Annotated in this window: 22 protein-coding genes; 9 read left to right on the forward strand and 13 right to left on the reverse strand. The window is 58.7% G+C overall.

Translation table 11 applies throughout. The features are described 5' to 3' along the window. Nucleotides 1-4: 4 nt before the first annotated feature. From rodA to ACR0LL_RS08435, 5 genes are read right to left on the reverse strand one after another with little or no spacing between them, the layout of a single operon-like run. A complete protein-coding gene (rodA, locus tag ACR0LL_RS08415; protein ID WP_209506418.1) occupies nucleotides 5-1,144 on the reverse strand; it encodes a rod shape-determining protein RodA in 1,140 nt (379 codons plus the stop codon). Next, nucleotides 1,141-3,090 carry a penicillin-binding protein 2 gene (mrdA, locus tag ACR0LL_RS08420; protein WP_480585668.1) on the reverse strand — a complete coding sequence of 650 codons (1,950 nt, stop codon included), beginning with the start codon at nucleotides 3,088-3,090 and terminating at the stop codon, nucleotides 1,141-1,143. Before mrdA ends, rodA begins: the two co-directional genes overlap by 4 nt. Further along, on the reverse strand, nucleotides 3,087-3,623 hold the full coding sequence (locus tag ACR0LL_RS08425) for a rod shape-determining protein MreD (protein WP_480483238.1): 537 nt from the start codon (nucleotides 3,621-3,623) through the stop codon (nucleotides 3,087-3,089). The genes mrdA and ACR0LL_RS08425 overlap by 4 nt, the downstream gene beginning before the upstream one ends. Continuing rightward, nucleotides 3,616-4,518, reverse strand: a complete 903-nt coding sequence (gene mreC, locus ACR0LL_RS08430) for a rod shape-determining protein MreC (protein WP_209506411.1) — start codon at nucleotides 4,516-4,518, stop codon at nucleotides 3,616-3,618. The genes ACR0LL_RS08425 and mreC overlap by 8 nt, the downstream gene beginning before the upstream one ends. A gap of 58 nt (nucleotides 4,519-4,576) precedes the next feature. Continuing rightward, a complete protein-coding gene (locus ACR0LL_RS08435) occupies nucleotides 4,577-5,623 on the reverse strand; it encodes a rod shape-determining protein (protein ID WP_039523195.1) in 1,047 nt (348 codons plus the stop codon). A 155-nt stretch (nucleotides 5,624-5,778) separates the two neighbouring features. Between ACR0LL_RS08435 and ACR0LL_RS08440 the strand changes: the two genes are divergently transcribed. Further along, a complete protein-coding gene (locus ACR0LL_RS08440; protein WP_480585671.1) occupies nucleotides 5,779-6,564 on the forward strand; it encodes a 23S rRNA (adenine(2030)-N(6))-methyltransferase RlmJ in 786 nt (261 codons plus the stop codon). Between the two features lie 105 nt (nucleotides 6,565-6,669). On the opposite strand, the gene ACR0LL_RS08445 is transcribed toward ACR0LL_RS08440, so the two are convergent. Beyond that, entirely contained in the window at nucleotides 6,670-8,238 is a 1,569-nt protein-coding gene (locus ACR0LL_RS08445; RefSeq protein WP_267365497.1) for a 2-isopropylmalate synthase, read from the reverse strand. A 290-nt stretch (nucleotides 8,239-8,528) separates the two neighbouring features. Here ACR0LL_RS08445 and ACR0LL_RS08450 point away from each other — a divergent pair, with 290 nt between their 5' ends. Beyond that, complete coding sequence (locus ACR0LL_RS08450) at nucleotides 8,529-9,194, forward strand: SDR family NAD(P)-dependent oxidoreductase (RefSeq protein ID WP_480545928.1); 666 nt, start codon at nucleotides 8,529-8,531, stop codon at nucleotides 9,192-9,194. 4 nt (nucleotides 9,195-9,198) lie between these two features. Here ACR0LL_RS08450 and ACR0LL_RS08455 read toward each other — a convergent pair whose 3' ends face one another. After that, nucleotides 9,199-10,680, reverse strand: coding sequence for an MORN repeat-containing protein (locus ACR0LL_RS08455; protein WP_480545929.1), 1,482 nt, complete (start codon nucleotides 10,678-10,680; stop codon nucleotides 9,199-9,201). Between the two features lie 153 nt (nucleotides 10,681-10,833). On the opposite strand from ACR0LL_RS08455, the gene ACR0LL_RS08460 reads away from it, so the two are divergent. The 3 genes from ACR0LL_RS08460 (at nucleotide 10,834) to ACR0LL_RS08470 (ending at nucleotide 14,493) form a co-directional block, all read left to right on the forward strand. Further along, entirely contained in the window at nucleotides 10,834-12,492 is a 1,659-nt protein-coding gene (locus ACR0LL_RS08460) for an NAD+ synthase (RefSeq protein WP_480585675.1), read from the forward strand. Nucleotides 12,493-12,800: 308 nt separating this feature from the next. After that, nucleotides 12,801-13,025 carry a hypothetical protein gene (locus ACR0LL_RS08465; protein ID WP_245220582.1) on the forward strand — a complete coding sequence of 75 codons (225 nt, stop codon included), beginning with the start codon at nucleotides 12,801-12,803 and terminating at the stop codon, nucleotides 13,023-13,025. Nucleotides 13,026-13,161: 136 nt separating this feature from the next. Then, nucleotides 13,162-14,493, forward strand: coding sequence for an NAD(P)/FAD-dependent oxidoreductase (locus ACR0LL_RS08470; protein ID WP_480585678.1), 1,332 nt, complete (start codon nucleotides 13,162-13,164; stop codon nucleotides 14,491-14,493). A 4-nt stretch (nucleotides 14,494-14,497) separates the two neighbouring features. Here the strand turns inward: ACR0LL_RS08470 and ACR0LL_RS08475 are convergent, their stop codons facing one another. Then, nucleotides 14,498-15,430, reverse strand: coding sequence for an MBL fold metallo-hydrolase (locus ACR0LL_RS08475; protein ID WP_480585680.1), 933 nt, complete (start codon nucleotides 15,428-15,430; stop codon nucleotides 14,498-14,500). A 116-nt stretch (nucleotides 15,431-15,546) separates the two neighbouring features. Between ACR0LL_RS08475 and ACR0LL_RS08480 the strand changes: the two genes are divergently transcribed. Then, nucleotides 15,547-15,981 (forward strand): DUF1801 domain-containing protein, encoded by a 435-nt coding sequence (locus tag ACR0LL_RS08480; RefSeq protein ID WP_480585682.1) that lies wholly within the window; start codon nucleotides 15,547-15,549, stop codon nucleotides 15,979-15,981. Nucleotides 15,982-16,056: 75 nt separating this feature from the next. Then, nucleotides 16,057-17,382, forward strand: a complete 1,326-nt coding sequence (gene gltX / locus ACR0LL_RS08485; RefSeq protein WP_480585685.1) for a glutamate--tRNA ligase — start codon at nucleotides 16,057-16,059, stop codon at nucleotides 17,380-17,382. 47 nt (nucleotides 17,383-17,429) lie between these two features. Here the strand turns inward: gltX and ACR0LL_RS08490 are convergent, their stop codons facing one another. After that, nucleotides 17,430-17,999, reverse strand: a complete 570-nt coding sequence (locus ACR0LL_RS08490; protein ID WP_480585688.1) for a gamma-glutamylcyclotransferase family protein — start codon at nucleotides 17,997-17,999, stop codon at nucleotides 17,430-17,432. A 93-nt stretch (nucleotides 18,000-18,092) separates the two neighbouring features. On the opposite strand from ACR0LL_RS08490, the gene ACR0LL_RS08495 reads away from it, so the two are divergent. Next, nucleotides 18,093-18,539 carry an RrF2 family transcriptional regulator gene (locus tag ACR0LL_RS08495; protein WP_267366061.1) on the forward strand — a complete coding sequence of 149 codons (447 nt, stop codon included), beginning with the start codon at nucleotides 18,093-18,095 and terminating at the stop codon, nucleotides 18,537-18,539. A gap of 2 nt (nucleotides 18,540-18,541) precedes the next feature. On the opposite strand, the gene ACR0LL_RS08500 is transcribed toward ACR0LL_RS08495, so the two are convergent. Continuing rightward, the gene (locus tag ACR0LL_RS08500) at nucleotides 18,542-21,070 is read right to left on the reverse strand and encodes an ABC transporter permease (protein WP_480585690.1); all 2,529 of its coding nucleotides are present in this window, start codon (nucleotides 21,068-21,070) and stop codon (nucleotides 18,542-18,544) included. Then, nucleotides 21,067-21,762: an ABC transporter ATP-binding protein gene (locus ACR0LL_RS08505; RefSeq protein ID WP_480585693.1), complete on the reverse strand. Its 696-nt coding sequence runs from the start codon at nucleotides 21,760-21,762 to the stop codon at nucleotides 21,067-21,069. Before ACR0LL_RS08505 ends, ACR0LL_RS08500 begins: the two co-directional genes overlap by 4 nt. Before the next feature lie 65 nt (nucleotides 21,763-21,827). Between ACR0LL_RS08505 and ACR0LL_RS08510 the strand changes: the two genes are divergently transcribed. After that, nucleotides 21,828-22,454, forward strand: coding sequence for an arylesterase (locus tag ACR0LL_RS08510; RefSeq protein WP_480585852.1), 627 nt, complete (start codon nucleotides 21,828-21,830; stop codon nucleotides 22,452-22,454). A gap of 18 nt (nucleotides 22,455-22,472) precedes the next feature. Here ACR0LL_RS08510 and ACR0LL_RS08515 read toward each other — a convergent pair whose 3' ends face one another. Both ACR0LL_RS08515 and ACR0LL_RS08520 read right to left on the reverse strand, forming a co-directional pair. After that, nucleotides 22,473-23,027: a L,D-transpeptidase gene (locus ACR0LL_RS08515; protein ID WP_267367020.1), complete on the reverse strand. Its 555-nt coding sequence runs from the start codon at nucleotides 23,025-23,027 to the stop codon at nucleotides 22,473-22,475. A gap of 168 nt (nucleotides 23,028-23,195) precedes the next feature. Further along, nucleotides 23,196-23,402, reverse strand: coding sequence for a cold-shock protein (locus ACR0LL_RS08520; RefSeq protein ID WP_209506380.1), 207 nt, complete (start codon nucleotides 23,400-23,402; stop codon nucleotides 23,196-23,198). Between the last annotated feature and the right edge of the window lie 466 nt (nucleotides 23,403-23,868).

The following is a 23,868-nucleotide window of genomic DNA, read 5'->3' on the forward strand; positions in this document are numbered from 1 at the left end:
CAGATCAACGGGGGCGGTGAATATGGGCGCTTTGGACGATGCCAAAGGCTGCCATCAGAACCAGCATGGCCGAGCCACCATAGCTGACCATTGGCAGTGGTACACCCACGACAGGGGCCATGCCCATTACCATTGACATGTTGACGGCAAAAAACAGGAAGAAGTTCAGCGCGATACCCAGCGTGACCAGAGATGAAAACCGGTCCTTGGTTGCCAGGGCCGTGACCATGCAGAAAACCAGAATCAAGGCATAAAGGGTCAACAGGGTCGTTCCCCCGACAAATCCGAACTCTTCGGCCAACGTCGTGAAAATGAAATCGGTATGCTTCTCGGGCAGGAAGTTCAGGCGGGACTGCGTGCCTTGCATGAAACCACGCCCGTTCCATCCCCCGGACCCCAAGGCAATCTTGGACTGGGTAATGTGGTATCCGGCCCCCAATGGGTCGGTGGACGGGTCCAGAAAGGTGTCGATGCGCCGAAACTGATAGTCCTTCAATAATTGCCAGTCGGTCCCACGGCTGTTGAACACAGCGGCGATCAGGCCCACGACAGCAGCAATAACGGCGGCAAAATAGGCCCAGTGAACCCCTGCCAGAAACATCAACCCACCTCCTGCGGCCAGAAGCAGGATGGATGTGCCAAGATCGGGCTGTTTCAGAACCAGCAAGGTAGGCAAGATGATCAGGACAACCGGAATAAGAACCCAAAGCGGACGAGACGTTTTGTGCGAGGGAAGCCAGTCGTAATAAGCTGCAAGCAACATGACCAGCGTGACTTTCATGACCTCTGAGGGTTGCAGGCGCATAAACCCAAGGTCGATCCAGCGCTGTGCACCCATGCCGATGGTGCCGAACAGTTCAACAAATACCAGCAAAGCCACCGAGCCGAGATAGGCCAGCACCGACATGTTGCGCCAGAACCAAATCGGAACCAGTGCGATGATGAACATCACTGTCAGGCCAAGCCCGAAACGTTCCATTTGCGGCTCGGCCCAGGGCGTCCACGAACCGCCTGCAACGGAGTACAGCATCAGAAAGCCCGCGCTGGCGGTGCTGATCAGCAGCAACGTCAGCGGCCAGTTCATATACAAGAACTTGCGAAACCCCGACGGCGTGGATTTGACGGCATATTCAAGATAGCTCATGCGCGGTCCTTTCCATCCGGTCGCGCTTTGGGGCGCTTGTCGCCCTCCAGCCGTTTTTGCTGTTCCTTGATGCGTTCGCGGTCGGCAACCGGGTATGCCTCAAGCGGCGGAGTGCCGTCATAAAGAGCTTGCAGCATGATGTCGCGTGCAACCGGGGCTGCGGCTGTGGACCCGCCACCGCCATGCTCAACAACCACGGCCACGGCATATTTTGGGTTGTCATACGGTGCGAAGCAAACGAACAGCGCGTGGTCGCGACGCTCCCACGGCAAGTCCTCGTTTCGGATCACGCCTGCGGCCCGTTCTGCTTTGGTGATGTTTCGAACCTGGCTGGTTCCGGTTTTCCCCGCCATCCGGAACTCATCCGCGATGATGCGGCTTCGATATGCCGTTCCCCGCCTGTCATTCGAGACCGAGAACATGGCCTTGCGGACCTGTTCCAGATTGTAAGAATTAAGGCCCAGTGGTTCTCCGGCGCCCGAGGGTTGTTCAACACCGTCGATCGAGCGCACCAGGCGCGGCGTGACCGCGCGACCGGTGGCGATGCGGGCGGCCATCACAGAAAGCTGCAGCGGTGAAGCCAGCATGAATCCCTGGCCGATGGACGCGTTTGCCGTATCGCCCACAAGCCACTCCTGACCGTGCGCGCGCTGCTTCCATTCCTGATTGGGGGCCAGCCCATCCGCCACCGCTGACATAGGGATGTCATGCTTGACCCCCAGTCCCAAAGTGCGGGCCATGTCAGAGATCTTGTCGATGCCAACCCGCAGAGCCACGTCATAGTAATAGACATCGCAGCTGCGTTTCAGCGAAAGGTTGAGGTCGACCGTTCCGTGCCCGCCACGCTTCCAGCAATGGAAGCGACGGCTGCCGACCTTCAGGTGTCCGGGGCAGTACACGGTGTTGCCGGGAGAGACTACGCCAGCTTCCAACGCGGCCAGCGCGGTGACCATCTTGAAGGTCGATCCCGGAGGATAAGTTCCTTGCACGGATTTATTCGCTAGCGGACGGTACTTGTCTTCTGTCAATGCCCGGTAATCGGCGACCGAAATGCCACGAACAAACAGGTTCGGATCAAAACTGGGTGCCGAGGCGACCGCACGCAGATCACCGGTTACGCAGTCTATGACAACTGCGGCTGCACTTTCGCCCGCCAGTCGCGCCTGTGCATATTGTTGCAGATCAGCGTCGATGGACAGTTGCAGGTCTGCGCCGGGTTGTCCTTCCTGCCGGTCAAGCTCGCGCATGACGCGGCCCGTCGCGTTGACCTCGACCCGCTTTGCACCGGCCTTGCCGCGCAGTTCGATTTCCTGCTTGGCCTCAAGGCCAACCTTTCCAATCTGGAACCTTGGAATGCGCAATACCGGCTCAGGGTCTTCTATCTTGCTGAGGTCATAGTCGCTGACCGGGCCAACATAGCCGACGATATGTGCGAAATCCTCGTATCGTGGGTATTGCCGTGTCAGGCCGACCTCGGGCGTTACGCCCGGCAGCGCCGGAGCATTGACCGCAACCTTCGAGATATCCTCCCACGTAACCTGATCCGCCAGCGTCACCGGCAGAAACGGCGCCGAGCGGCGCATTTCAGTCCTGGCGCGCTCGATCTCATCTTCGTTCAGAGGGATCAGTTCCGACAGTTTGGCGATGACTTTTTCCACGTCATCGGCGTCTTCACGCACGATGACGATGCGATAGGAAGGTGAGTTCTGGCCGATGATCTGGCCGTTCCGGTCATAGATACGCCCACGGGTCGGCGGGATAAGCCGGATGTTGATACGGTTTTCTTCGGCCAACAGGCGGTATTCGTCGGCCTGTTCGACCTGCATGAACCGCATTCGTGCCGCCAGACCGCCTATGAACACCGCCTGTAGACCACCCAGCAACAGCGCTCTGCGTGGCAGGCGCTTATAGGCAAGGCCCTGGGATTTGGGTTTACGCTGTTTCATGCCCGGCTTCCCACAGCGCTGACATCAGCAGCGGATATGCGGCGAACCCCCAACGCGCTTTGGCTAAGCAACACGACCAACGGGTAGACAGCGACCGTCAGCACAAGCTGAATCACGACCGGCCCCAATGCGGCCTGTTGCACGGACATCACCGATAGTACGACCCTGTTCATCAAAATGACCGCCGTGATCACAATGCCGACAGACATCCATTCTCCGGCAAATCCCGCATCCCTCATACCCAACGCCGCTGACCGCAAATAGGCCGACCCGACTACGGTCAGCGCTGCCAAAAGGCCCGGTGGACGTTGCAGTAGAAAGTCGGCCATCAGCATGACAAGCGCAACCAATACAGTCGGGACGTAATCGGGCCGCCGCAGCACCCAGGCAAAAGTCAGGGCAATCAGGACGTCGGGAAAAGGCCAACGATCGGGTTGAGCGTCCAACGGCAACAGATGCAGAAACAGCACAGCAAAAGCCAGCAAGGCATAAAGGCTGCGCATGGCCCAGATTTGCGAGGCCGGTCTATCCATCGCTGACCTCATCCGGGGTCAGCGCCGCCTCTGGGCGGGTGGGCCCGACTATACTGCCCGGATCCTGAATGGGCGGAGCCGAGTGAAACCGCAGAACCCTGAGAAATTCGAGCCTTTCGAAATCTGCCGACAGGCGGACCCGCAGGCGCCCCCCGGGATCTGCCGCAATTTGACCGATCAGCAGGCCCGCAGGAAACACGCCGCCATCACCCGAAGTGATCACCCGGTCGCCGGGGCGAACCAGCTCGCGGTTTTCAAGAAACTCCACCGCGGGCGCGGGGTTGTTGTCGCCTTTGATTAGCGCGGTCTGGCCAGAAGGTTGAATGGTTGCGGGAATCGCGCTGGTGGCATCCGTCACAAGGATCACGCGTGCCGTGTCAGGGCCAACACCTGATATCCTGCCGACCAGGCCAATGCCGTCCATCGTGGCCCATCCATCCACGATCCCGTCACGCTCTCCGACATTCAGCAGAACGGATTGCCGGAATGGCGACCCGCTGTCGGCCATGACAACGCCGGTGATATAAGTCAGACGCGGGTCAAGGCGGACATTGTTCAAATCCAGCAGTCGCGCGTTTTCCTGTTCAAGCTGCAAAGCAGCCTCTTTCCAGGCGCGCATCAGGCGCAGTTCGCTACGCAGTTCCCGGTTCTGCTCGCTCAGGCGCTGATAGCTTTGGAAGTCACGCACCAGATTGACGGCGGCAGTCACGGGGACCATGGCCCATTCCATCGACGGTACAACCGTATCCACGATCCGCGCGCGGAACCGTTCAACGCGCGGGCTGTCGATGCGCCACAGAAGGAAGATACCAAGCAGGCACAGCACAACGATCCCCAGCAACAAACGTCGCAGGGGGGTCGTGTACTCATCGCGCTGTGATCGGTCTTTTGCCACAGGTTACCTTCCCGTGCTGCTCGCGCCGACATAACCCTATCTTCCGAGGGTGCGCGCCTTAGCTTTCGTAGTCAATCGCGTGGCGCAGCTGTTTTTCATATTCCAGTGCTTTGCCGGTGCCCAAAGCCACACAATTCAGGCTTTCGTCCGCAATGGATACCGCCAGGCCGGTCTGTTCGCGTAGGGCCAGGTCCAGATCGCCCAGCAGCGCGCCGCCGCCGGTCAGCATCACACCACGGTCGACAATGTCCGCAGCCAAATCGGGGGGCGTTGTCTCAAGCGCGGTCATAACCGCCTCGCAGATCTGTTGCACGGGCTCTGACAGCGCTTCGGCCACCTGGGCCTGGCTGATCTCGATTTCCTTGGGCACGCCGTTCAACAGATCACGCCCCCGGATATGCATCGACTGACCGCGCCCGTCGTCGGGCATGCGGGCGGTACCAATGGTTGTCTTGATGCGTTCAGCCGTGGATTCACCTACCAGCAGGTTCTGCTGGCGACGCAGGTAGGAAATGATGGCCTCGTCCATCCGGTCACCACCAACGCGGACCGAACGGGCATAGACAATGTCTCCCAACGACAGAACAGCAACCTCGGTAGTGCCCCCGCCAATATCAACAACCATGTTGCCGGTCGGGTCGGTGATCGGCATGCCGGCCCCGATTGCGGCCGCAATCGGTTCGGCAATCAGGCCCGCGCGACGGGCACCTGCTGACAGGACCGACTGCCGGATTGCACGTTTTTCGACCGGGGTTGCGCCATGGGGAACGCAGACAATGATCTTGGGTTTCGAGAAGGTCGAGCGTTTGTGCACCTTGCGGATGAAGTGCTTGATCATTTCTTCGGCAGTATCAAAATCCGCGATCACACCTTCGCGCATGGGGCGGATGGCTTCGATCGAACCGGGCGTCCGACCCAGCATCAGCTTGGCATCTTCGCCAACTGCCAGAACTTTCTTCACACCGTCCTTGACGTGATAGGCCACAACCGAAGGTTCAGACAGGATGACACCGCGCCCCTTGACGTAAACCAGCGTGTTTGCTGTTCCAAGGTCGATAGCCATGTCCGCTGTGAACAGGCCGCCCAGATTGCCAAAGATCCCCATGTTTTCCCTGATCCTGTAATGTCGGTTTTCTACTGCCCGCGACTCGACGGTTCCGGGACGGATGACTTATAGGGTGCCATCACGCCCGGTAAAAGGGCTGATTCCGCGACAATCAGCACCTTTCCGCCTTATTGAATGGGACTTTAGAAGGCAAAATGCTCTCTTATCAACACATTTACCACGCCGGGAATCTGGCGGATGTCCAAAAGCACGCTTTACTGGCGTGGGTGCTGGATTATCTGACACGCAAGGACAAGCCGCTCAGCTATATCGAAACGCATTCCGGGCGTGGGTTGTACCGGTTGGATGCAGACGAATCCATTCGGACAGGAGAGGCAGAGGCAGGGATCGGTCGTGCACAGCGGGAAGGGTGGTTCGGGCCCGACCACCCGATGGCGCAGGTCCTGAAGCAGGTACAGGCCCGGTACGGCGACATGGCCTATCCGGGATCGCCGATGATTGCAGCGACTATGTTGCGGGAACAGGACAGTTTGCACCTCGCGGAACTGCACCCACAGGAATTTGCGGCCCTGTCGTTGGCGATGTCGCCGTTTGGGGCGAAAGTCTATCAGCAGGATGGGTTCGATCTGGCGCAGTCCTTGCTGCCTCCAGCTCCGCGCCGGGGCATGATGCTGATTGACCCCAGTTACGAGGTGAAAGTCGATTATGACCGCTTGCCCGGCATTATCGCCAAGCTGCACCGCAAGTGGAATGTGGGCGTGATTGCCCTTTGGTACCCGATCCTGACGGACAATCGACATACCGGGATGACTGCGGCGCTCAAATCGCGAAACTACCCCAAAGCCATTTGCCACGAAGTGACATTCCCGCCTGCGCGTGAGGGGCACCGGATGATTGGGTCAGGTATGTTTGTTGTGAACGCGCCGTTCGGTATCGGCGACGAAATGAACCGCCTTTCCAAGCTTTTCGCGCAGCTTTAGCTGCAGACGAGACGCTGGTCGGGATAAAGCACCCAATCCATCACCGTGGGTCGTGTTGGATTTTCCGGGCAACCAAACTTGCGGTTGCCCGGATGATTTACGCAATCACGTCAGGTCTTTATAGCTGATCTCGCGCGCATCCGCGCCCGGCCCAGCTTTTTCACGGCGCACAATCAGGCGGTTGAGAGCGTGGATATAAGCCTTTGCTGACGCCACGACGGTGTCGGTGTTTGCCGACTGGCCGGTTGCGATCATTCCATCCTCTTCCAGGCGCACGGAAACCGTCGCCTGTGCGTCCGTGCCCTCGGTTACGGCATGAACCTGATAAAGCTGAAGGCGTGCCGTGTTGGGATAAATCGCACGGATCGCCTTAAAGGTCGCATCCACCGGGCCGTCGCCATGTTCAGTGGCGGTTTTGTCCACGCCTTCAACCTCCAGCTCGACCGTCGATTCCGCCTGACCACCCGTGCCGCAAGTCACCTTCATCGAAACCAGTTGCAGGTGGTCGTCAGCCTCGTCCAGCGTCATCAGTGCAATGAGATCGTCGTCGAACACCTCTTTCTTGCGATCTGCCAGATCCTTGAACCGGACGAAGATATCCTTGAGCTGGTTGTCGCCCACCTCAAACCCCAGCGTTTCGAGCTTGTCGCGCAAGGCTGCGCGGCCCGAATGTTTGCCAAGCGGCAAGGATGTTCCCGAAAGACCAATGTCCTCAGGACGCATGATTTCAAAGTTTTCGCGGTTTTTCAGCATCCCGTCCTGATGGATGCCACTTTCATGGGCAAAAGCGTTCTTGCCGACAATTGCCTTGTTGAACTGCACCGGAAAGCCCGAGACCGTCGCAACCCGACGCGAGATGTGCATGATCTTGGTGGTGTCGATGCCAGTGTGCCACGGCATGATATCGTTGCGCGTGCGCAGTGCCATGACAACTTCTTCCAGCGCCGTGTTGCCAGCGCGTTCGCCCAGACCGTTGATGGTGCATTCAATTTGGCGGGCACCACCTGCCACAGCGGCCAGCGAGTTCGCGGTCGCCATGCCAAGGTCATTGTGGCAATGGGTGGCAAAGATCACGTCATCCGCCCCCGGCACCGTTTCGATAAGACGCTTGATCAGGTCCGCGCTTTCCACCGGAGCGGTATAGCCCACCGTATCCGGGATGTTGATCGTGGTTGCCCCGGCCTTGATTGCGATCTCGATCACACGGCAAAGGTAATCCCATTCGGTTCGCGTCGCGTCCATCGGAGACCACTGCACGTTTTCGCACAGGTTGCGCGCGTGGCTGACCGTTTCGTGGATCTTGTCGGCCATCTCGTCCATGGTCAGGTTCGGGATGGCGCGGTGCAGCGGCGAAGTGCCGATGAACGTGTGAATGCGGTTCTTCTCGGCGTGTTTTACCGCCTCCCAGCAGCGGTCGATATCGGCAAAATTTGCACGGGCCAGACCGCAGATGCGGCTGTTTTTCGACCGCTGTGCAATTTCGGTCACAGCCTTGAAATCGCCTTCGGACGCGATGGGGAAACCGGCCTCGATGATATCGACGCCCATGTCGTCCAGCAGCTCGGCGATTTCGAGCTTTTCGTCATGGGTCATGGTGGCGCCGGGGCTCTGCTCGCCGTCGCGCAAAGTGGTATCGAAGATCAAGACGCGGTCTTGGTCGGTCACGTTGGTCATGGGGTTCTCTTTCTTCTTCTGTCCTAAAGCCTATGGCGCGCTGGCGTCCTCCTCTGAGCGGGCGCGCCGGATGGCACGCTCAGAGGCGGATTAGGATCAGTAGGCCACGCAGCGACGCACCGCGAAGGGCGGTGTCGACACAAGGGATATCTGCGCGGTTGATCATGGGATTGAGGTTATACAGAGCCCGCCGGGAATGAAAAGAACCAATTTGCAATACGCGAACTTCTGGCAACTGCCCTTGTTTCGACCGCCTTGATTGTTTGCACAGCGCCGCTAGCTGATCATGGATGGAAACTGCATTGATAATTGGTGCTTCTGGCGGGATAGGCGCAGCTGTTACCGGACGGCTGGTTGAGCAGGGCGTTTCGGTCACGCGGTTGTCCCGGTCGGAGGACGGCTTTGACCTGACCGATCCGGACGGGGTGATGCTGAAGCTTGAAAACCTACCAGGTCAGTTTGATCTGATTCTGGTGGCTTCGGGCGCCTTGGAGATAGACGGCTCTGTGCCGGAAAAGACCATTCGGGCGATTTCAGCCAACGCCATGATGGATCAGTTTGCGTTGAATGCCGTTGGTCCGGCATTGGTGCTAAGCCACGCGTATCATCTGTTGCCGCGACAAAGACGATCTGTATTCGCGGTGCTTTCGGCGCGGGTGGGATCAATCGGGGATAATCGGATAGGTGGTTGGATCAGCTACCGAGCGGCCAAGGCAGCGGTCAATCAGGTCGTCCATACCGCCGCAATTGAATTGGCCCGAACACATAAACAGGCGATTTGCGTCGCCCTTCACCCCGGCACGGTAAAAACAGAGTTCACGAACAAATACCTAGGTCGTCATCCTGCCGTCGAACCTGAAGCCGCCGCCGATAACCTGTTGAACGTGATACGCGGGTTAACGCTCGCTGATACCGGAGGGTTCTATGATTGGGCCGGTAAGCGGGTCCCGTGGTGAGCCTTCACCCGTCCGAGGTTCCGGTTGCCTCAGTATTTGCATCAGGGTTGGGTTGCGGGGCAGGGGTGTCAGCGTCGCTCTGCTGGTCCGAGGTCTGATCTGGCAACACGCCGTTTTCCCAGACACCGCTTTCCTCCTGGCCGTTGGCATAGCGCATCGTCCCACTGCCTTGCCGTTTATTGTCGACAAAGCTGCCCTCATACACATCCCCGTTCGAGTAGGTGGCGGTACCCACGCCGTTGATTTTTCCGTCCGACCAGTCGCCCGTATACTTGAACCCGGCAGGGGTTACGATTTCCCCTTTGCCGTGCCGTTTTCCGTTCAGGAAATCACCGGTGTAGACCGTGCCATCGGAATAGGTCGCCTTGCCTTTGCCCTGACGCACGCCTTCAACCCAGTCGCCGTCATATACCGAGCCATCTGCGCGCGTAACCACACCCTTGCCGTGGCTTTGCGCGTTTTTGAATTGGCCTTTGTAGATTATACCATTGGTATAGGTGGCCGTGCCCTGACCCTCGATAACACCCGCGATCCATTCGCCTTCATAGGTCGATCCGTCCGGATAGGTGATGCTGCCGTTTCCTTCGGCCAGATCGGCAACAAAATCGCCGACATAGACAGAGCCATCCGGATAGGTCACTTCGCCAAGACCTTCAATCTGCCCGGCGTTCCAGTCGCCGGTATACACAAAGCCGTCCGTTCCGGTGAACGTTCCTTTGCCGTGGCGACGGTCGTCGACAAAATCGCCTTCGTACACATCCCCTTGGGCGTGGGTCACTTTGCCCTTGCCGTGGCGGCGCCCTTCTTGAAGTTCGCCTTCGTATACATCGCCATTGGAATAGGTCAGGCTGCCCGTCCCGGTGATCTGGTCCCCGGACCAATCCCCTGAATACACCATTCCGTCGGGCATCGTCTGCGTGCCAGTGCCATCGCGCATGCCTGCGCTGACGTCGCCCTCGTAAACGCTGCCATCGGCATAGGTGATCCTTGCTTTGCCCTGCCGCTCACCGTCGACCCAGTCGCCGTCATAGATATATCCGTCGGGAAAACTCAGCACGCCCTTGCCATGTCGCTGGGCGTTCCTGAATTCACCCTCATAGCGCGTGCCGTTCGTGAATTCAGCGATGCCGGTGCCGTTGATTGACCCGTTGGACCAATCGCCCTCGTAGCTGCTGCCATTGGCATAGATAATCTTGCCGCGCCCTTCGGGCTGACCCTTGGCGAACATGCCTTCGTAGACTGACCCGTCGGGGTAGTGTGTCGTACCCTGACCCTGAATCTCGCCTTCTACCCACTGCCCCGTGTACTCAAACCCATTCGGCAGCCGATACGTTCCTGTCCCGTGCCGCAACCCGTTCTCATAAGTGCCTTCATAGACACCGCCAACTTCATCATCCTTGACGATGACGGTCCCGTCCTGCGCGAAAGCAGTGGCAGCTGTCAGGCTCATCCCTGCCGCCAAAATAGAGTTTCGGATCACGTTCATTTCTGGTCCTGTCTGCCCGGTCGTCGCTGGTGATATCTCTTTCGCAAAACTAAGGTACCGTTGCGGGCAGAGCAACGGCTTTTGCCGCATTGGTCTTTTACTCGCGCGGTGATCTGCTAAATGGCAATAGGACTTACGAGGCAAGAGGGCAGCATGGCCGACCGTTTCCGCATCACTCTGGCGCAACTGAACCCGACCGTTGGCGATATCGAAGGCAACGCGGCCAAGGCCGTTGCGGCATGGGAACAAGGCAAGGCAGCGGGCGCGGATCTGGTGGCCTTCCCCGAGATGTTCATCACCGGCTACAACACGCAGGATCTGGTTCTCAAACCGGTATTCCACCGCGCAGCCATGGCTGCGGTCGAAGCGCTGGCCGCAAAATGCGCTGAAGGTCCTGCAATTGCCATTGGTGGTCCCTGGGTCGACGATGGAAAGCTGTACAACGCCTACCTGATCCTGAAGAGTGGCCGGATCACCAGCAAGGTTCTGAAGCACCACTTGCCGAATGAGACGGTGTTCGACGAAGTGCGCTTGTATGATGCGGGTCCATTGGGTGGGCCGTATTCGGTAGGGAATTTCCGGATTGGCAGCCCGATCTGCGAAGACAGCTGGCACCCGGACGTGGCAGAAACGCTGGAGGAAACCGGGGCCGAGTTTTTGTTGATCCCCAACGGGTCGCCCTATTTCCGGGATAAATACGATGTGCGACTGAACCATATGGTCGCGCGCGTGGTCGAAACCGGCTTGCCGCTGATCTACTTGAATATGGTTGGCGGGCAGGATGATCAGGTCTTTGACGGTGCCAGCTTTGGCCTGAACCCGGGCGGGGAACTGGCGTTCCGAATGCCGGTTTTTGACGAACTGCTCTCGCAAGTCGATCTTGAGCGCGGCGAAGACGGCTGGCGGATCGCATCAGGTGAAATCGTGCCCCAACCGGATGAGTGGGAGCAGGACTATCGCGCAATGGTGCAGTCCCTTCGCGACTATATGGGAAAAACCGGTTTCAAAAAAGCGCTGCTGGGCTTGTCCGGCGGGGTCGATTCCGCGCTGGTCGCGACCATTGCAGTTGATGCCATCGGGGCCGAAAATGTCCGCTGCGTGATGCTGCCGTCGGAATACACCAGTCAGGCCTCGCTTGACGATGCCGAGGCGGTCGCCAAAGCGCTGGGCGTGCATTATGACTACGTGCCGATCTCGGACAGCCGCGCAGCCGTCACCAGCACTTTGGCACCGCTGTTTGCAGGGCTGGATGAAGGGTTGACAGAAGAAAACATTCAATCCCGCCTGCGCGGGTTGCTGTTGATGGCGATCTCGAACAAGTTCGGCGAAATGCTGTTGACCACCGGCAACAAATCCGAGGTCGCCGTGGGCTATGCCACGATCTATGGCGACATGAACGGCGGCTATAATCCGATCAAGGATCTGTACAAGACCCGTGTGTTCGAAACCTGCCGCTGGCGCAATGCCAATCACCGCGACTGGATGATGGGCCCTGCAGGCGAAGTGATCCGTCCCTCTGTCATCGACAAACCGCCCAGTGCGGAACTGCGCGAAGATCAGAAAGACAGCGATAGCCTGCCGGATTACCCGGTGCTGGACGGAATACTTGAGATCCTGGTCGATCAGGACGGATCGATCGCAGACTGTGTCGCCGCAGGGTACAACGAAGCAGATGCACAGCGGGTCGAACATCTGGTCTATATCAGCGAGTATAAACGGTTTCAGTCCGCCCCCGGCACGCGCCTGAGCAACCGCGCGTTCTGGCTGGATCGGCGGTATCCAATTGTGAATCGCTGGCGAGATCGCCCCTGATTGTCGCAATTCGCGCGCGGGATTGGAAACAGTAATGTTTCCGTCCTTTTGATTGTTTTCAGATTTCTCGTTTTGGGCCTGCCACGGGCGCTAAAACCGGTCTCTGACTTGTTGTGACGCCAACTTTCTGCCACATTTTAGCTTGAAAATTGCCCTATGTGGGGCGGGTGCGACGCAATTCTCAAAGTCGCGAGTTGATTTTGATGAAGTGTGACGCATCCGGGGTTGGATGTCTGAGTAAATGGTTTGGTTTTGACATGTATGAGGAATATCAAGGATCGCATCATGCTCTTTTGAAACGGCGGACGATGGAATCTCCGCCGCAGGAGCTGGATGAGGAAAAGCTGGAAGCGGCGATTGCCGGTGTTCTGAATGAACAGCGGCTGTCCGACGAACAGGCAGCAGCGTCGCTTCGAGCTGAGTTTCCAAGCTTGTTGCCGCAGAAGGACGTAACCGCGCAGACCGTGCAAAAAGACACCGGATTGACCGCGAAGCTGCGTCAGAAATGGGCGGAACTGTCCGGCGCAGCGTGATGCGTTGAGGATTCTCGTTGCCATTGGCGTCTGGGCCACAGGCGTAAAAATAGTGCCGACGTTGCGACAATTCGTGTTGCCAAACTTCTGGGTCTTGGTCCCCATACGGGTTCAGGCGACAGAGTAATGCGTATTTATGACGGCACCAAAACCGAACCCCGTAGAATCCGATCTTGCCCTTCCCAAATCTGTTGATGTTGTCGTTGTTGGCGGCGGCATAATCGGCGTTTCAACCGCGCTGGAACTGGCTGAACGCGGCGCTTCCGTCCTTTTGTGCGAAAAGGGGCAGATTGCAGCTGAACAAAGCTCGCGCAATTGGGGGTGGGTGCGTTTGGGCATGCGTGACCCCCGCGAAATTCCCCTGATGCAAGAGGCGTTGCGGATCTGGCAGACCCTTGATGCCCGCCTGGATGGCAATACCGGCTATGCGCAGTCCGGCATTCTTTTCGGCGCGTCCGGCAAGCGGGGAGAAGTCAACCTGAAGCGTTGGATGCGCCATGTGGAAGGAGTGCAGACCGGAGCAAAAATGGTGTCGGGACGCGAGTTGGCAGAGTTGTTGCACGGGCACGAAACCGGCCTGACATCTGCTCTGTACATGCCGCAGGACGGGCGGGCTGAACCGCAATGGGCCGCCCCGGCCATCGCCGAAGCCGCACGTCGTCTGGGTGCTGTGATCATGACAGGCTGCGCTGTGCGAAGTGTGGACATTCAGGATGGGCGTATTGCTGGTGTATTCACCGAACGCGGCAAGGTCGCCTGCGGGCGCGTGGTTTTGGCGGGGGGTGCGTGGTCGCGTCTGTTTGCGGGTAATGCAGGTATCAACCTGCCGCAGCTTAAGGTTCTGAACACAGTTCTGCGGACCTCTCCGGTGAAAGATGGGCCCGAAACTGCGCTATGGTCGGATGATTTTGCGATCCGAAAGCGCGCAGATGGGGGGCACACCATCGCGTCCGGGCATCAGAACACGGTCGATATCGTGCCAGACAGTTTCCGGCTGGGGTTGCAGTTTCGTTTTGCCTTTGCGCAGGAATGGAAATCCCTTCGTTTTCGCTGGTCAAAACAGTGGGCTATCGAGGCCCGTCAGAACAGAAAATGGTTGCCGACCGACGTGACCCCGTTCGAGCTGTGCCGGGTTTTGGATCCTGAACCTTCGCAGAAGTTTTTGCGACAAGCCTGGGCTAGTGCACGAAAAGGGTTCCCTGCCTTGCAGGACAGTGAAATCGTCCAAAGTTGGGCGGGTATGATTGATGTTACCCCCGACGCCATTCCCGTAATCTCGGGCGTGGATGACATGCCGGGTATGTATATCGCCACGGGCTTTTCCGGCCACGGCTTTGGCATCGGGCCCGGCGCCGGCCGCCTGACGGCTGACCTTGTCACTGATTCAACCCCTTGTGTGGATCCGACCGCGTTCCGCCTGTCTCGGTTCACCGACGGCTCAAAGGTGCGACCGGATCCGGGTTACTAGGGGCTTAGCCCATCATCTGATAGCTGACCGGAACAAAGCGGAAGCCCTCGCCTCGTGTCTCGACAAAGCCCGCGGCAGGGAAGGGCATGTGATAGCCGACCATCGGCACCTTGTCGGCTGCCAGCATGCCAAGAACATTACGGCGCGCGGCTGTCGCGGCGGCCTTGTCCATGTCAAACCGAACCTCCCATTCCGGATGGGCAAAGGACCACACGTAATGGTTGGCCAAATCCGCTGTCAGCAGAAGGCGCTGTCCGTTGCTTTCCAGATGATAGACCGTATGGCCCGGAGTATGGCCGTGGGCCGCAACCGCAGTTATGCCCGACGCCACTTGCTCTCCATCACCGATAAAGCTCATCTTCTCGGCCAGCGGCGTGACTTTTGCGGCCACAAGATCACCGACATTGTTTCCGGCCTCTTGCGCGGACCAGAAATCGTATTCCGTTGCCGAGGTCACATAGCGTGCGTTGGCAAAGGTCGGTGCGCCATCCGTTGTCATGCCGCCTATATGGTCTGGATGCATATGGGTCAGCACGACAACGTCGATCTGATCCGGGCTGACACCTGCATCGGCCAAAGCGGCTTGAATGCCGCCTTGCCCCAGACCGGTGTCGAACAACACCAGTTCCGATCCGGTGTTGACCAGTGAGGGGGTAAAGAAGAACTGGGCGGTGTCGGCGGGAATAAAGTTCTCAGCCGAAACCTTTGCAAAGTCTTCATCAGACGCGCCACCGCCAAAGATATCCTTGGCGCCGTCACGCGGCAGGCTGCCATCCAGCAGGGTCGTGACGGTAAAGTCGCCGACCTTGAAGGATTTGGCGATGGTCGAGTTGGCCTTGGCGTCAGAGCCTGCGGCCAATACCGGCGCTGCTGCCGTGGCAAACGGCAAGGCGGCAGCAGTTCCCAAAGCGGCGCGGCGCGTAAGTTTGATCGTCATTATCGTTCTCCCTGTCAGAACACCTTAGAAAAAACTAGAACGGTGTGAGATTCTGACCAGATGTTACGACATCCACGTAGGGTGCATGGATGAACAATAGGTGTTAATTTTTGTTCATGCCGCGATCGCAGAACAAAACCGTTCCAACGGATCAAAGTGTAGAAGATTTCCTTAATTCGGTCCAATCAGAACGTCGGGCCGAGGAGGCGCGCGCTCTGGATGAACTGTTTCGGGCCACCACCGGGTTTGATCCGGTCATGTGGGGCCCGTCGATGGTCGGGTATGGCCGTTATCACTATCGCTACGCCTCTGGCCGAGAGGGCGATTTTCTTGCAACCGGATTTTCCCCGCGCAAGTCGGCGCTGGTGATCTATATCATGCCGGGTTACGCGGATTTTAGGGGCATTCTGGCCCGGTTGGGCAAGCACAAGCTGGGAAAGTCCTGCCTGTATGTGAACACGCTGGCGGATATCGACATGCAGGTTCTGTCGGAACTCATCCGCGCCGGGTTGGACGACCTTGGCAGGATATGGCCCGTGGAACCGCGTTGAATCACCTGAGGGATCAAGCGGCGGCTGGACAAAAACGCGCCCATGTGACAAGAGCCGCGCCAACAGGAGACACCCATGACAACCACCCGTTTCGCCCCGTCGCCCACCGGTTACATCCATGTGGGCAACCTGCGCACCGCCCTGATGAACTATCTGATCGCCCGCAAGGCGGGTGGTACGTTCATCCTGCGCATCGATGACACCGACCCCGAACGCTCGAAAGAGGAATATGTCGATGCCATCAAACAGGATCTTGAATGGCTGGGTTTGCACTGGGATCGTGTCGAGCGTCAATCCGAGCGTTTGGACCGCTACGCCGAAGCGGCTGACAAGTTGCGCGCGATGGGGCGGTTCTATGAAGCGTTTGAGACGCCGACCGAGCTGGACCTGAAGCGCAAGAAACAGCTGAACATGGGCAAGCCGCCGGTTTATGACCGCGCCGCGCTGAACCTGTCGGATGCCGAGAAGGATGCCCTGCGCGCCGAACGTGGCAACGGTGTCTGGCGTTTCAAGCTGGATCACGAACGGATCGAGTGGACCGACGGAATTCTGGGCGACATTTCGATCGATGCGGCCTCGGTCTCTGATCCGGTGCTGATCCGTGGTGATGGACAGGTACTTTATACGATTGCGTCGGTGGTGGATGACACCGAAATGGGCGTGACAGATGTCGTGCGCGGCTCGGACCACGTGACCAACACTGCGACCCAGATTCAGATCATCAAGGCACTAGGTGGGGATTGCCCGCGCTTTGCGCATCACTCGCTGCTGACCGGCCCGCAGGGCGAAGCACTGTCGAAACGCCTGGGTACGCTGGCCCTGCGCGATCTGCGTGAACAGGGTGTGCAGCCGATGGCACTGCTGAGCCTGATGGCGCGTCTGGGTTCGTCCGATCCGGTCGAGCTGCGCTCGGATATGGCCGAGTTGATCGACGGCTTTGACGTGAGCCGGTTTGGTGCCGCGCCGACCAAGTTCGACGTGCAGGACCTGTTCCCGCTGACCGCCAAATACCTGCAATCGCTGCCGCTGGCGAATGTGGCCGATGCTGTCGCGGATGCCGGGGTACCAGCCGAACTGGCTGAACCGTTCTGGGCCATGGCGCGGGAAAACATCACCACTTTGGCCGACCTCAAAGGGTGGTGGGATCTGTGCCGTGATGGTGCCGAGCCGTTGGTTGCGGATGAAGATCGCGAATTCATCGCTGAAGCCATGTCGCTGCTGCCCGAAGCCCCGTTTGATGGCGACACCTGGGGGGCCTGGACCAATGCCGTGAAAGAGGCAACAGGCCGCAAGGGGAAAGGTCTGTTCATGCCGCTGCGCAAGGCGTTGACCGGTGCAGAGCGTGGCCCGGAAATGGCTGCGTTGCTGCCGTTGCTGCAGGTGATCCGCGCGCGCGGGTAAACCGCTACTATTCCAGCAAAAAGGGTCGTACCTAGGCGCGACCCTTTTTATGCCGGCTGCTCAATCCGAACCGACAAACTGGTCAGGCGGTCATCGACAAAATCACGCTCAGCAGGTTTGAGTTGCTGGTGGCGCGGATAGCGCGGTTCGGCGCGATCATTCAAGATCGGGGCGTTCCAGCCGGTCGTGGTCTCAAAGAAACGATCCGCTCCGTCTTCTCCGAACGCCCGCAAGTAACCCTGAACAACAACATCGATGTAGCTGAGTAGCAGTGGGTGGTGGTTGCTGGGCTCGTTATGCCGATCCTGTGGGACGGCGTAGACCGCAATTTCAACTTCATGTGTCAGTGGATGTGAAATCGAATGCGTCGCAGGAATTCGGTCGTACGCCCATTCCCGTTCATCTAGTGCGGCCCAGTCGTTCCTTGGGACATGCGCGATCATTCCCTCAATTTCAGACTCCGGGTCTGGGACAGCTGTCAGGAACGCGACCGGGCGCAGATCGGTATGACGCCATGCGCGTTTCCAACCTTTCAGCTTTGCCGGGCGGGGGTCGGGGAAATCATGTGTGGCGAGGTTCACAAGGCTTCCATAGCCAAAGAAATAGGGGTCGGCCATGCGAGAGGTGTCCTTTGGGTCGATTGATGTATGTCAAACCGCTTTTTTCCGCGACATGCAATAAGGCTTCATCTTTTATTCAGGGAGGCCCTCATGCGGATTACCAAACGGACGAATATCGCTGTGCGCCTGTTGATGTATTGCGCCGCACACCCGGACCGGCTGGTCACCAAAGCCGAGATCGCCGAAGTCTGCAACATCTCGGAAAACCATCTGGCTCAGGTGATCAACCAGTTAAGCCAGTTGAATTACCTGAGCACTCAGCGCGGCCGCAACGGCGGTATGTCGTTGGCACGCCCGGCAAGTCAAATCCGGATCGGCGCGGTGTTTCGGCATGTCGAAGGGGCCTTGCCCATCGCCGAGTGTTTTGCGGATGCGGATAACACCTGTCCTTTGACCGATGCCTGTAGGCTGCGGCTGGCATTACAGGATGCGGCGGAAGTTTTTTATGCGTCTCTGGACGAAGTGTCGTTGGATGCGCTGGTTTGTGACAACGACCCGTTGCTGAAGCTGTTGCAGCCGGTGGCCTGCGTACGCTGACCTTAGTCGCTGGCCCGCAAAATGCGGGCTGGCCGGGCCGAGAGAGGGCGCAGTGCGAAGGCGAAACCTGCGCAGAGCGTAACGCCGATACCGGCCAGAACAATGCCAAAGGCCGAAGACCAGATCACAGTAAAACCTGTGTCGAAGATGTACGTGGCCACAGCCCAGCCGCCCAGGATGCCGACCAGCAAGGCGACGCAGCCCGCCGCGGCGCCCAGCAAGACCGAGCGCAGCCCAAAACTGCGCAAGATGCGGCTACGGTCAGCCCCCAACGTCTTGAGGATTGCCGCCTCGTATCTGCGGGCGGGTTCACCGGCGGCTGCCGCCCCGATCAGAACCAGAAATCCGGTCAATAACGATACGCCCGCGCCATACGAGGTTGCGGCGGCGATCCCTGCCAAAAGGCCCGAAACCCGGTCAATGGCATCGCGCACTCGGATGGCCGTGATGTTGGGGAACTGGCCTGCAAGATCTCGCAGAATGGCGGCCTCGGCCTGTTCTTCTGCATATACCGTCGCAATAAAGCTGTGTGGCGCGCCCGCCAGTGCCGACGGGTTCATCGACATGACAAAACCCATACCCGCTGTGGAAAAATCCACCTCTCGGGTTGAGGTCAGCTCTGCGGTGATATCCCGCCCCAGGATGTTGACAGTTATCTGATCACCGAGTTTCAGACCCATCTCTTCGGCTTCTTCGGCTGCAAAGCTGATCTGTGGTGCACCAGAATAATCCTCTGCCCACCATTCCCCCGCTGTCACCCGCGTATTTTTCGGGGGGAGGGCTGAATAGGTGACGCCGCGATCGCCCTCCAGTACCCAATGATCTCCGGCTACCTCGCGCGCGGGGCGGCCGTTTATCTGAGTGATGATCCCTCGCAGCATTGGTGCGCTTTCAATGCGGCTGACAGCCGGATCGGTTTGCAGCCGTTCGGTAAAACCCGGCATCTGGTCTTTTTGAATATCGACAAAGAAGTATGAGGGCGCGACATCAGGCAGATTGCCGGAGATCGCATTGCGCAGCGTGCCGTCGATCTGCCCAACCGCTGCCAGCACTGACAAACCCAGACCAAGTGACAAAACCACCGACCCCGCGCCTTCACGCGGATCAGAGATGGCGGACAAGGCCCATCGCAGGGCAGGGCGGCCCCGCGCCAAAGGTGTTCCGGCCCGTGCCAGTTTGCGAATGGCATAGGCGGCGAGCGCCAGCAGGATCAGTGCGCCCGCTAGTCCGCCACTGGTCCACAGGGTTAGGCGAGTAGAGCCGCTGAACCAGGACGCAATCGCGATCAGGGACGCCAATCCAATCCCGGTCGCCACGACGTAAACCGCCCGTGGGACGGGACGAGCTGCGCTCAACGCATCGCGAAACAGAATTGCGGCGCGCACATCTTCGGTTCTGGCCAGCGGCCAGAGCGTGAACAGAAATGCTGTCAGCAAGCCATAAAGTGCGGCCTCGATCAGCGGTCGCGGATAGAGCGAGAACACCGCCGGAACCGGCAACCGGTATTCCAGCAGCGGCGCCAGCAAAAGCGGAGCCACCCCGCCCAGCACCAGCCCAATTACAATGCCGGTCAGGGACAGCACCCCGATCTGCATCATGTAAGTTTGAAAAATGGTGGCGCGATCCGCACCCAATGTCCGCAATGTCGCAATGGTTTCCGTTTTCTGGCTCAGATAGGCCCGCACGGCGGCGGACACACCGATGCCACCGACGGCAAGCCCTGACAACCCGACAAGGACCAGAAAAGCACTCAGGCGGTTGACGAATTCCGATATGCCCGGCGCGCCGTTGCGTGCATCGCTCCAGCGCGTTCCCGAGCCCTCAAGCGCCGCGCTGGCACGCGCGGACACCTCCGACAGGTTCGCGTTTTGGGGCAAGGTCAGCCGGTACCTGGTCGAAAAAAGCGTTCCGGGTTCCAGCAGGCCAGATGCCTGCAACGCTTCGGTACGCACCATTGTACGAGGCCCCAAGGCAAAACCAGCCGCGGCGCTGTCGGGTTCATTCCGAAGTGCGGCCATCAGAATGAACTCTTGCGTGCCTAGCGCGAAGTGATCACCGACCGACAAACCAAGCCGGTCTATCAGAACGGGTTCCATGACGGCACCGGGCAATCCGGCCCTGCCGTTCAGGGCGTCGTCCAGCGTGATGTCCGGCTCCAGCTTGACCGATCCGACCAGCGGGTAAGCCTTATCCACAGATTTGACCTGGGTCAGTGCACGTTCGGGTCCAGCCGCTCGGGGCACAACCGCCATCGAGCGGAAATCGACGATCTCGGAAACCTGCTCGGATGCCTGTTGCATCCAGAGGCGCTCGGCCTCAGTGGCAAAACGATAAGTGAACTCAAGCTCGGCATCGCCGCCCAGCAGGGATGCCCCTTCGCGGGTCAGCCCGGTCTGAATCGCCTGACGCACCGATCCGACGGCTGCGATGGCTGCGACGCCCAAGGCCAGACAAGCCAGAAAGATGCGAAACCCGCGCAGGCCCCCGCGCAGCTCTCGACGGGCCAGCCGCGCGGCGAGCCGAAGGCTCATTCTGCGGCCTCCTGCCGTATCTCGTCGGCAATCCTGCCGTCGCGCAGCCGGATCACCCGGTCACATCGTTCAGCCAGTGAACGGCTGTGCGTCACAAGAACCAGCGTCGCTTCATATTTACGCCGAAGCCCGAACAGCAGATCAACGATCGCGGCACCGTTTGTCTCGTCCAGATTCCCGGTCGGTTCGTCCGCCAGCAAGATCTTGGGGCGTGGTGCCGATGCGCGCGCCAGGGCAACTCGTTGCTGCTCGCCACCCGACAACTGTGCTGGGTAATGATCGCGGCGATGCGATAATCCCACGGCATTCAGTTCAGTCTCAGCCCGGTGAAACGCATCTTTGTGCCCTGCCAGTTCCAGTGGTGTCGCCACGTTTTCCAACGCGGTCATCGTTGGGATCAGGTGGAAATTCTGAAACACCACGCCCATGTTGTCGCGCCGAAACCGCGCCAGGGCGTCCTCGTCCATGCTTGTCAAATTCTGATCCAAGGCCAATATTTGACCGCTTGTTGCCTGTTCCAACCCACCCATCAGCATCAACAGCGACGATTTTCCCGACCCCGATGGCCCGATCAGCCCCAGCGTTTCCCCCCTGTTCACGGTCAACGTAATATCATGCAAAATATCGACCCGCCCGGCATTGCCATCCAGCGATAAAGCGGCATTCTGAAGAGCGAGAACAGCAGGCGTCATGGGTCTTCCCGATAAAGGAGCGGTTTTTGGGATATGGAGTGATCACCGTATTGCGCAAGGTTTTGATGGCAAGTCCATTTGTTTTCTGCGGTTTTGCGGCCACAGCCGAACAGGTGGCGATTGCAGCCCTTGGGGATTCGCTGACGCAAGGCTACGGGCTGGTGGAGGAGAACGGGTTTGTTCCCCAGCTTGACCGTTGGTTGCAGGCGCAGGGCGCAGATGTCCGGGTTATCAACGCCGGTGTCTCGGGTGATACAACGGCGGGTGGTGCCGCACGGGTGGAATGGACCCTGACACCCGATGTGGACGGAATGATCGTTGCCTTAGGCGGGAATGACGTGTTGCGCGGGATCGATCCTGCTGTTTCGCAAGCCAATCTACGCAAAATCCTTGGGGTCGCACGCGATGCGAAGATTCCTGTCTTGTTGATCGGAATGCATGCGCCGGGCAACTACGGCGCTGAATACAAGCGGGCATTCGATGGCATGTACCCTGCGCTGGCGCAGGAGTTTGAAGTCCTGTTTTTCAGCAGTTTCTTCGAGGGGCTTGCAGCGGAGGGCGACCCTGGGGCCGTGTCGCACTTCATGCAATCGGACGGCATTCATCCAAATGCGGCAGGGGTGGCTAAGATCGTCGACGCAATGGGTCCGTCCGTGCTGCAACTCGTGACACAGGCGGGCGGGGAAGGTTAGCCATCCCCGTGATAGCGATCAGACGACCGTAACAACCGTTCCGATGGGGACCCGGTTATAAAGATCGATGACATGTTCATTCAGCATCCGAATGCACCCGTTTGACACCGCCCTGCCTATGGTTTGTGGCTGTGTCGTGCCGTGGATTCGGAAATAGGTATCGACACCGTTCTGGAACAAATACATCGCGCGCGCGCCGAGAGGGTTATCCCCACCTCCCGGCTGGACATAGTCATTGTCCTTGAATTTTGCGTAGGCCACCGGATCGCGTTGGATCATCTCTTGGGTCGGGCGCCAGGTCGGCCATTCCTTCTTCACATCGATGGTAGCGGTGCCGGTGAATTCCAGACCTGCCTTGCCGACGCCGCAGCCATAGCGGATCGCTTTGCGTGGTTCGGTGACATAGTAAAGATAGAATGAACGGGGGGCGACCAGCAGCTGCCCGGGCAGAAACTGCTTTTTGATGCGCACGAATTGCGGTGTCGGATCATACTCGACCGCCTTCTTGGCGCTGGCAACGCCCGGCAGCAGCGTGGCCGCTGTTCCGGCCAGAAAAACTCGGCGTGTAAACATCGAAACCCTCATCAATTGACCAATGAAACCTAAGAGTCAGTTTCATCATGATATGTTATTTGGTCAATTCTGGGGCAAGCATCACGCATCCGTGATGTGATCAAACAGCCACCGAAACGGCAGCGGTTGAACAAAAGGATGAGGGGTTTCCCTCATCCTTTCAACAGCTTATGCAAGCTGGATGTTGTCGGCGCTTTCGCGGCCGTCACGACCCGAACGCAGTTCGTACGTGACTTTCTGGTTGTCGGCCAGACCGGTCAGGCCCGAGCGTTCGACGGACGAGATGTGGACGAAGATGTCCTTGCCGCCATCTTCGGGTGCGATAAAGCCGTAGCCTTTGGTGGTGTTGAACCATTTTACGGTGCCTGCTGGCATATCCGTGTCTCCTGTTTGGTGCTGCCCACGGAGTTGCGGCAGCCTGGCGTCGTAGGTCTGGATCGATAGACTGAGCGCCGTAGAAGGAGACAGTAGGTCGAAATAGAAAAACGTTAGCACCTTGCATATGGCATTGAGGTAAGCCTGTGGCAAGAGTGGTTTGTACGGATTGTACAGAGGCCAGAGGGCAGAAAGCCCAATTTGTACAAGAATCCGCTGATGGGTTTCAGGCTGATTTGGCGGTGTTTGACAGCGTCACGGGCGCTCTGATCACCCTGTGTGTTGACGCGTGCGACGGCGGTGAAAAACCCGGACCCACACTTTCCCGGTTAGCCATCCGGAGCGGTCACTACGTGCCACGCCTGCGCGGGAGAGTGACACTTTTTCGTTGCAGGCACGTGTTCAGGACCAGTGTTGTTCTGACCGGTTAAGCGTGGGTTCCGCTCACAACAGACGGTTTTTATTC

The organism is Ruegeria sp. AI2 (assembly GCF_056541275.1).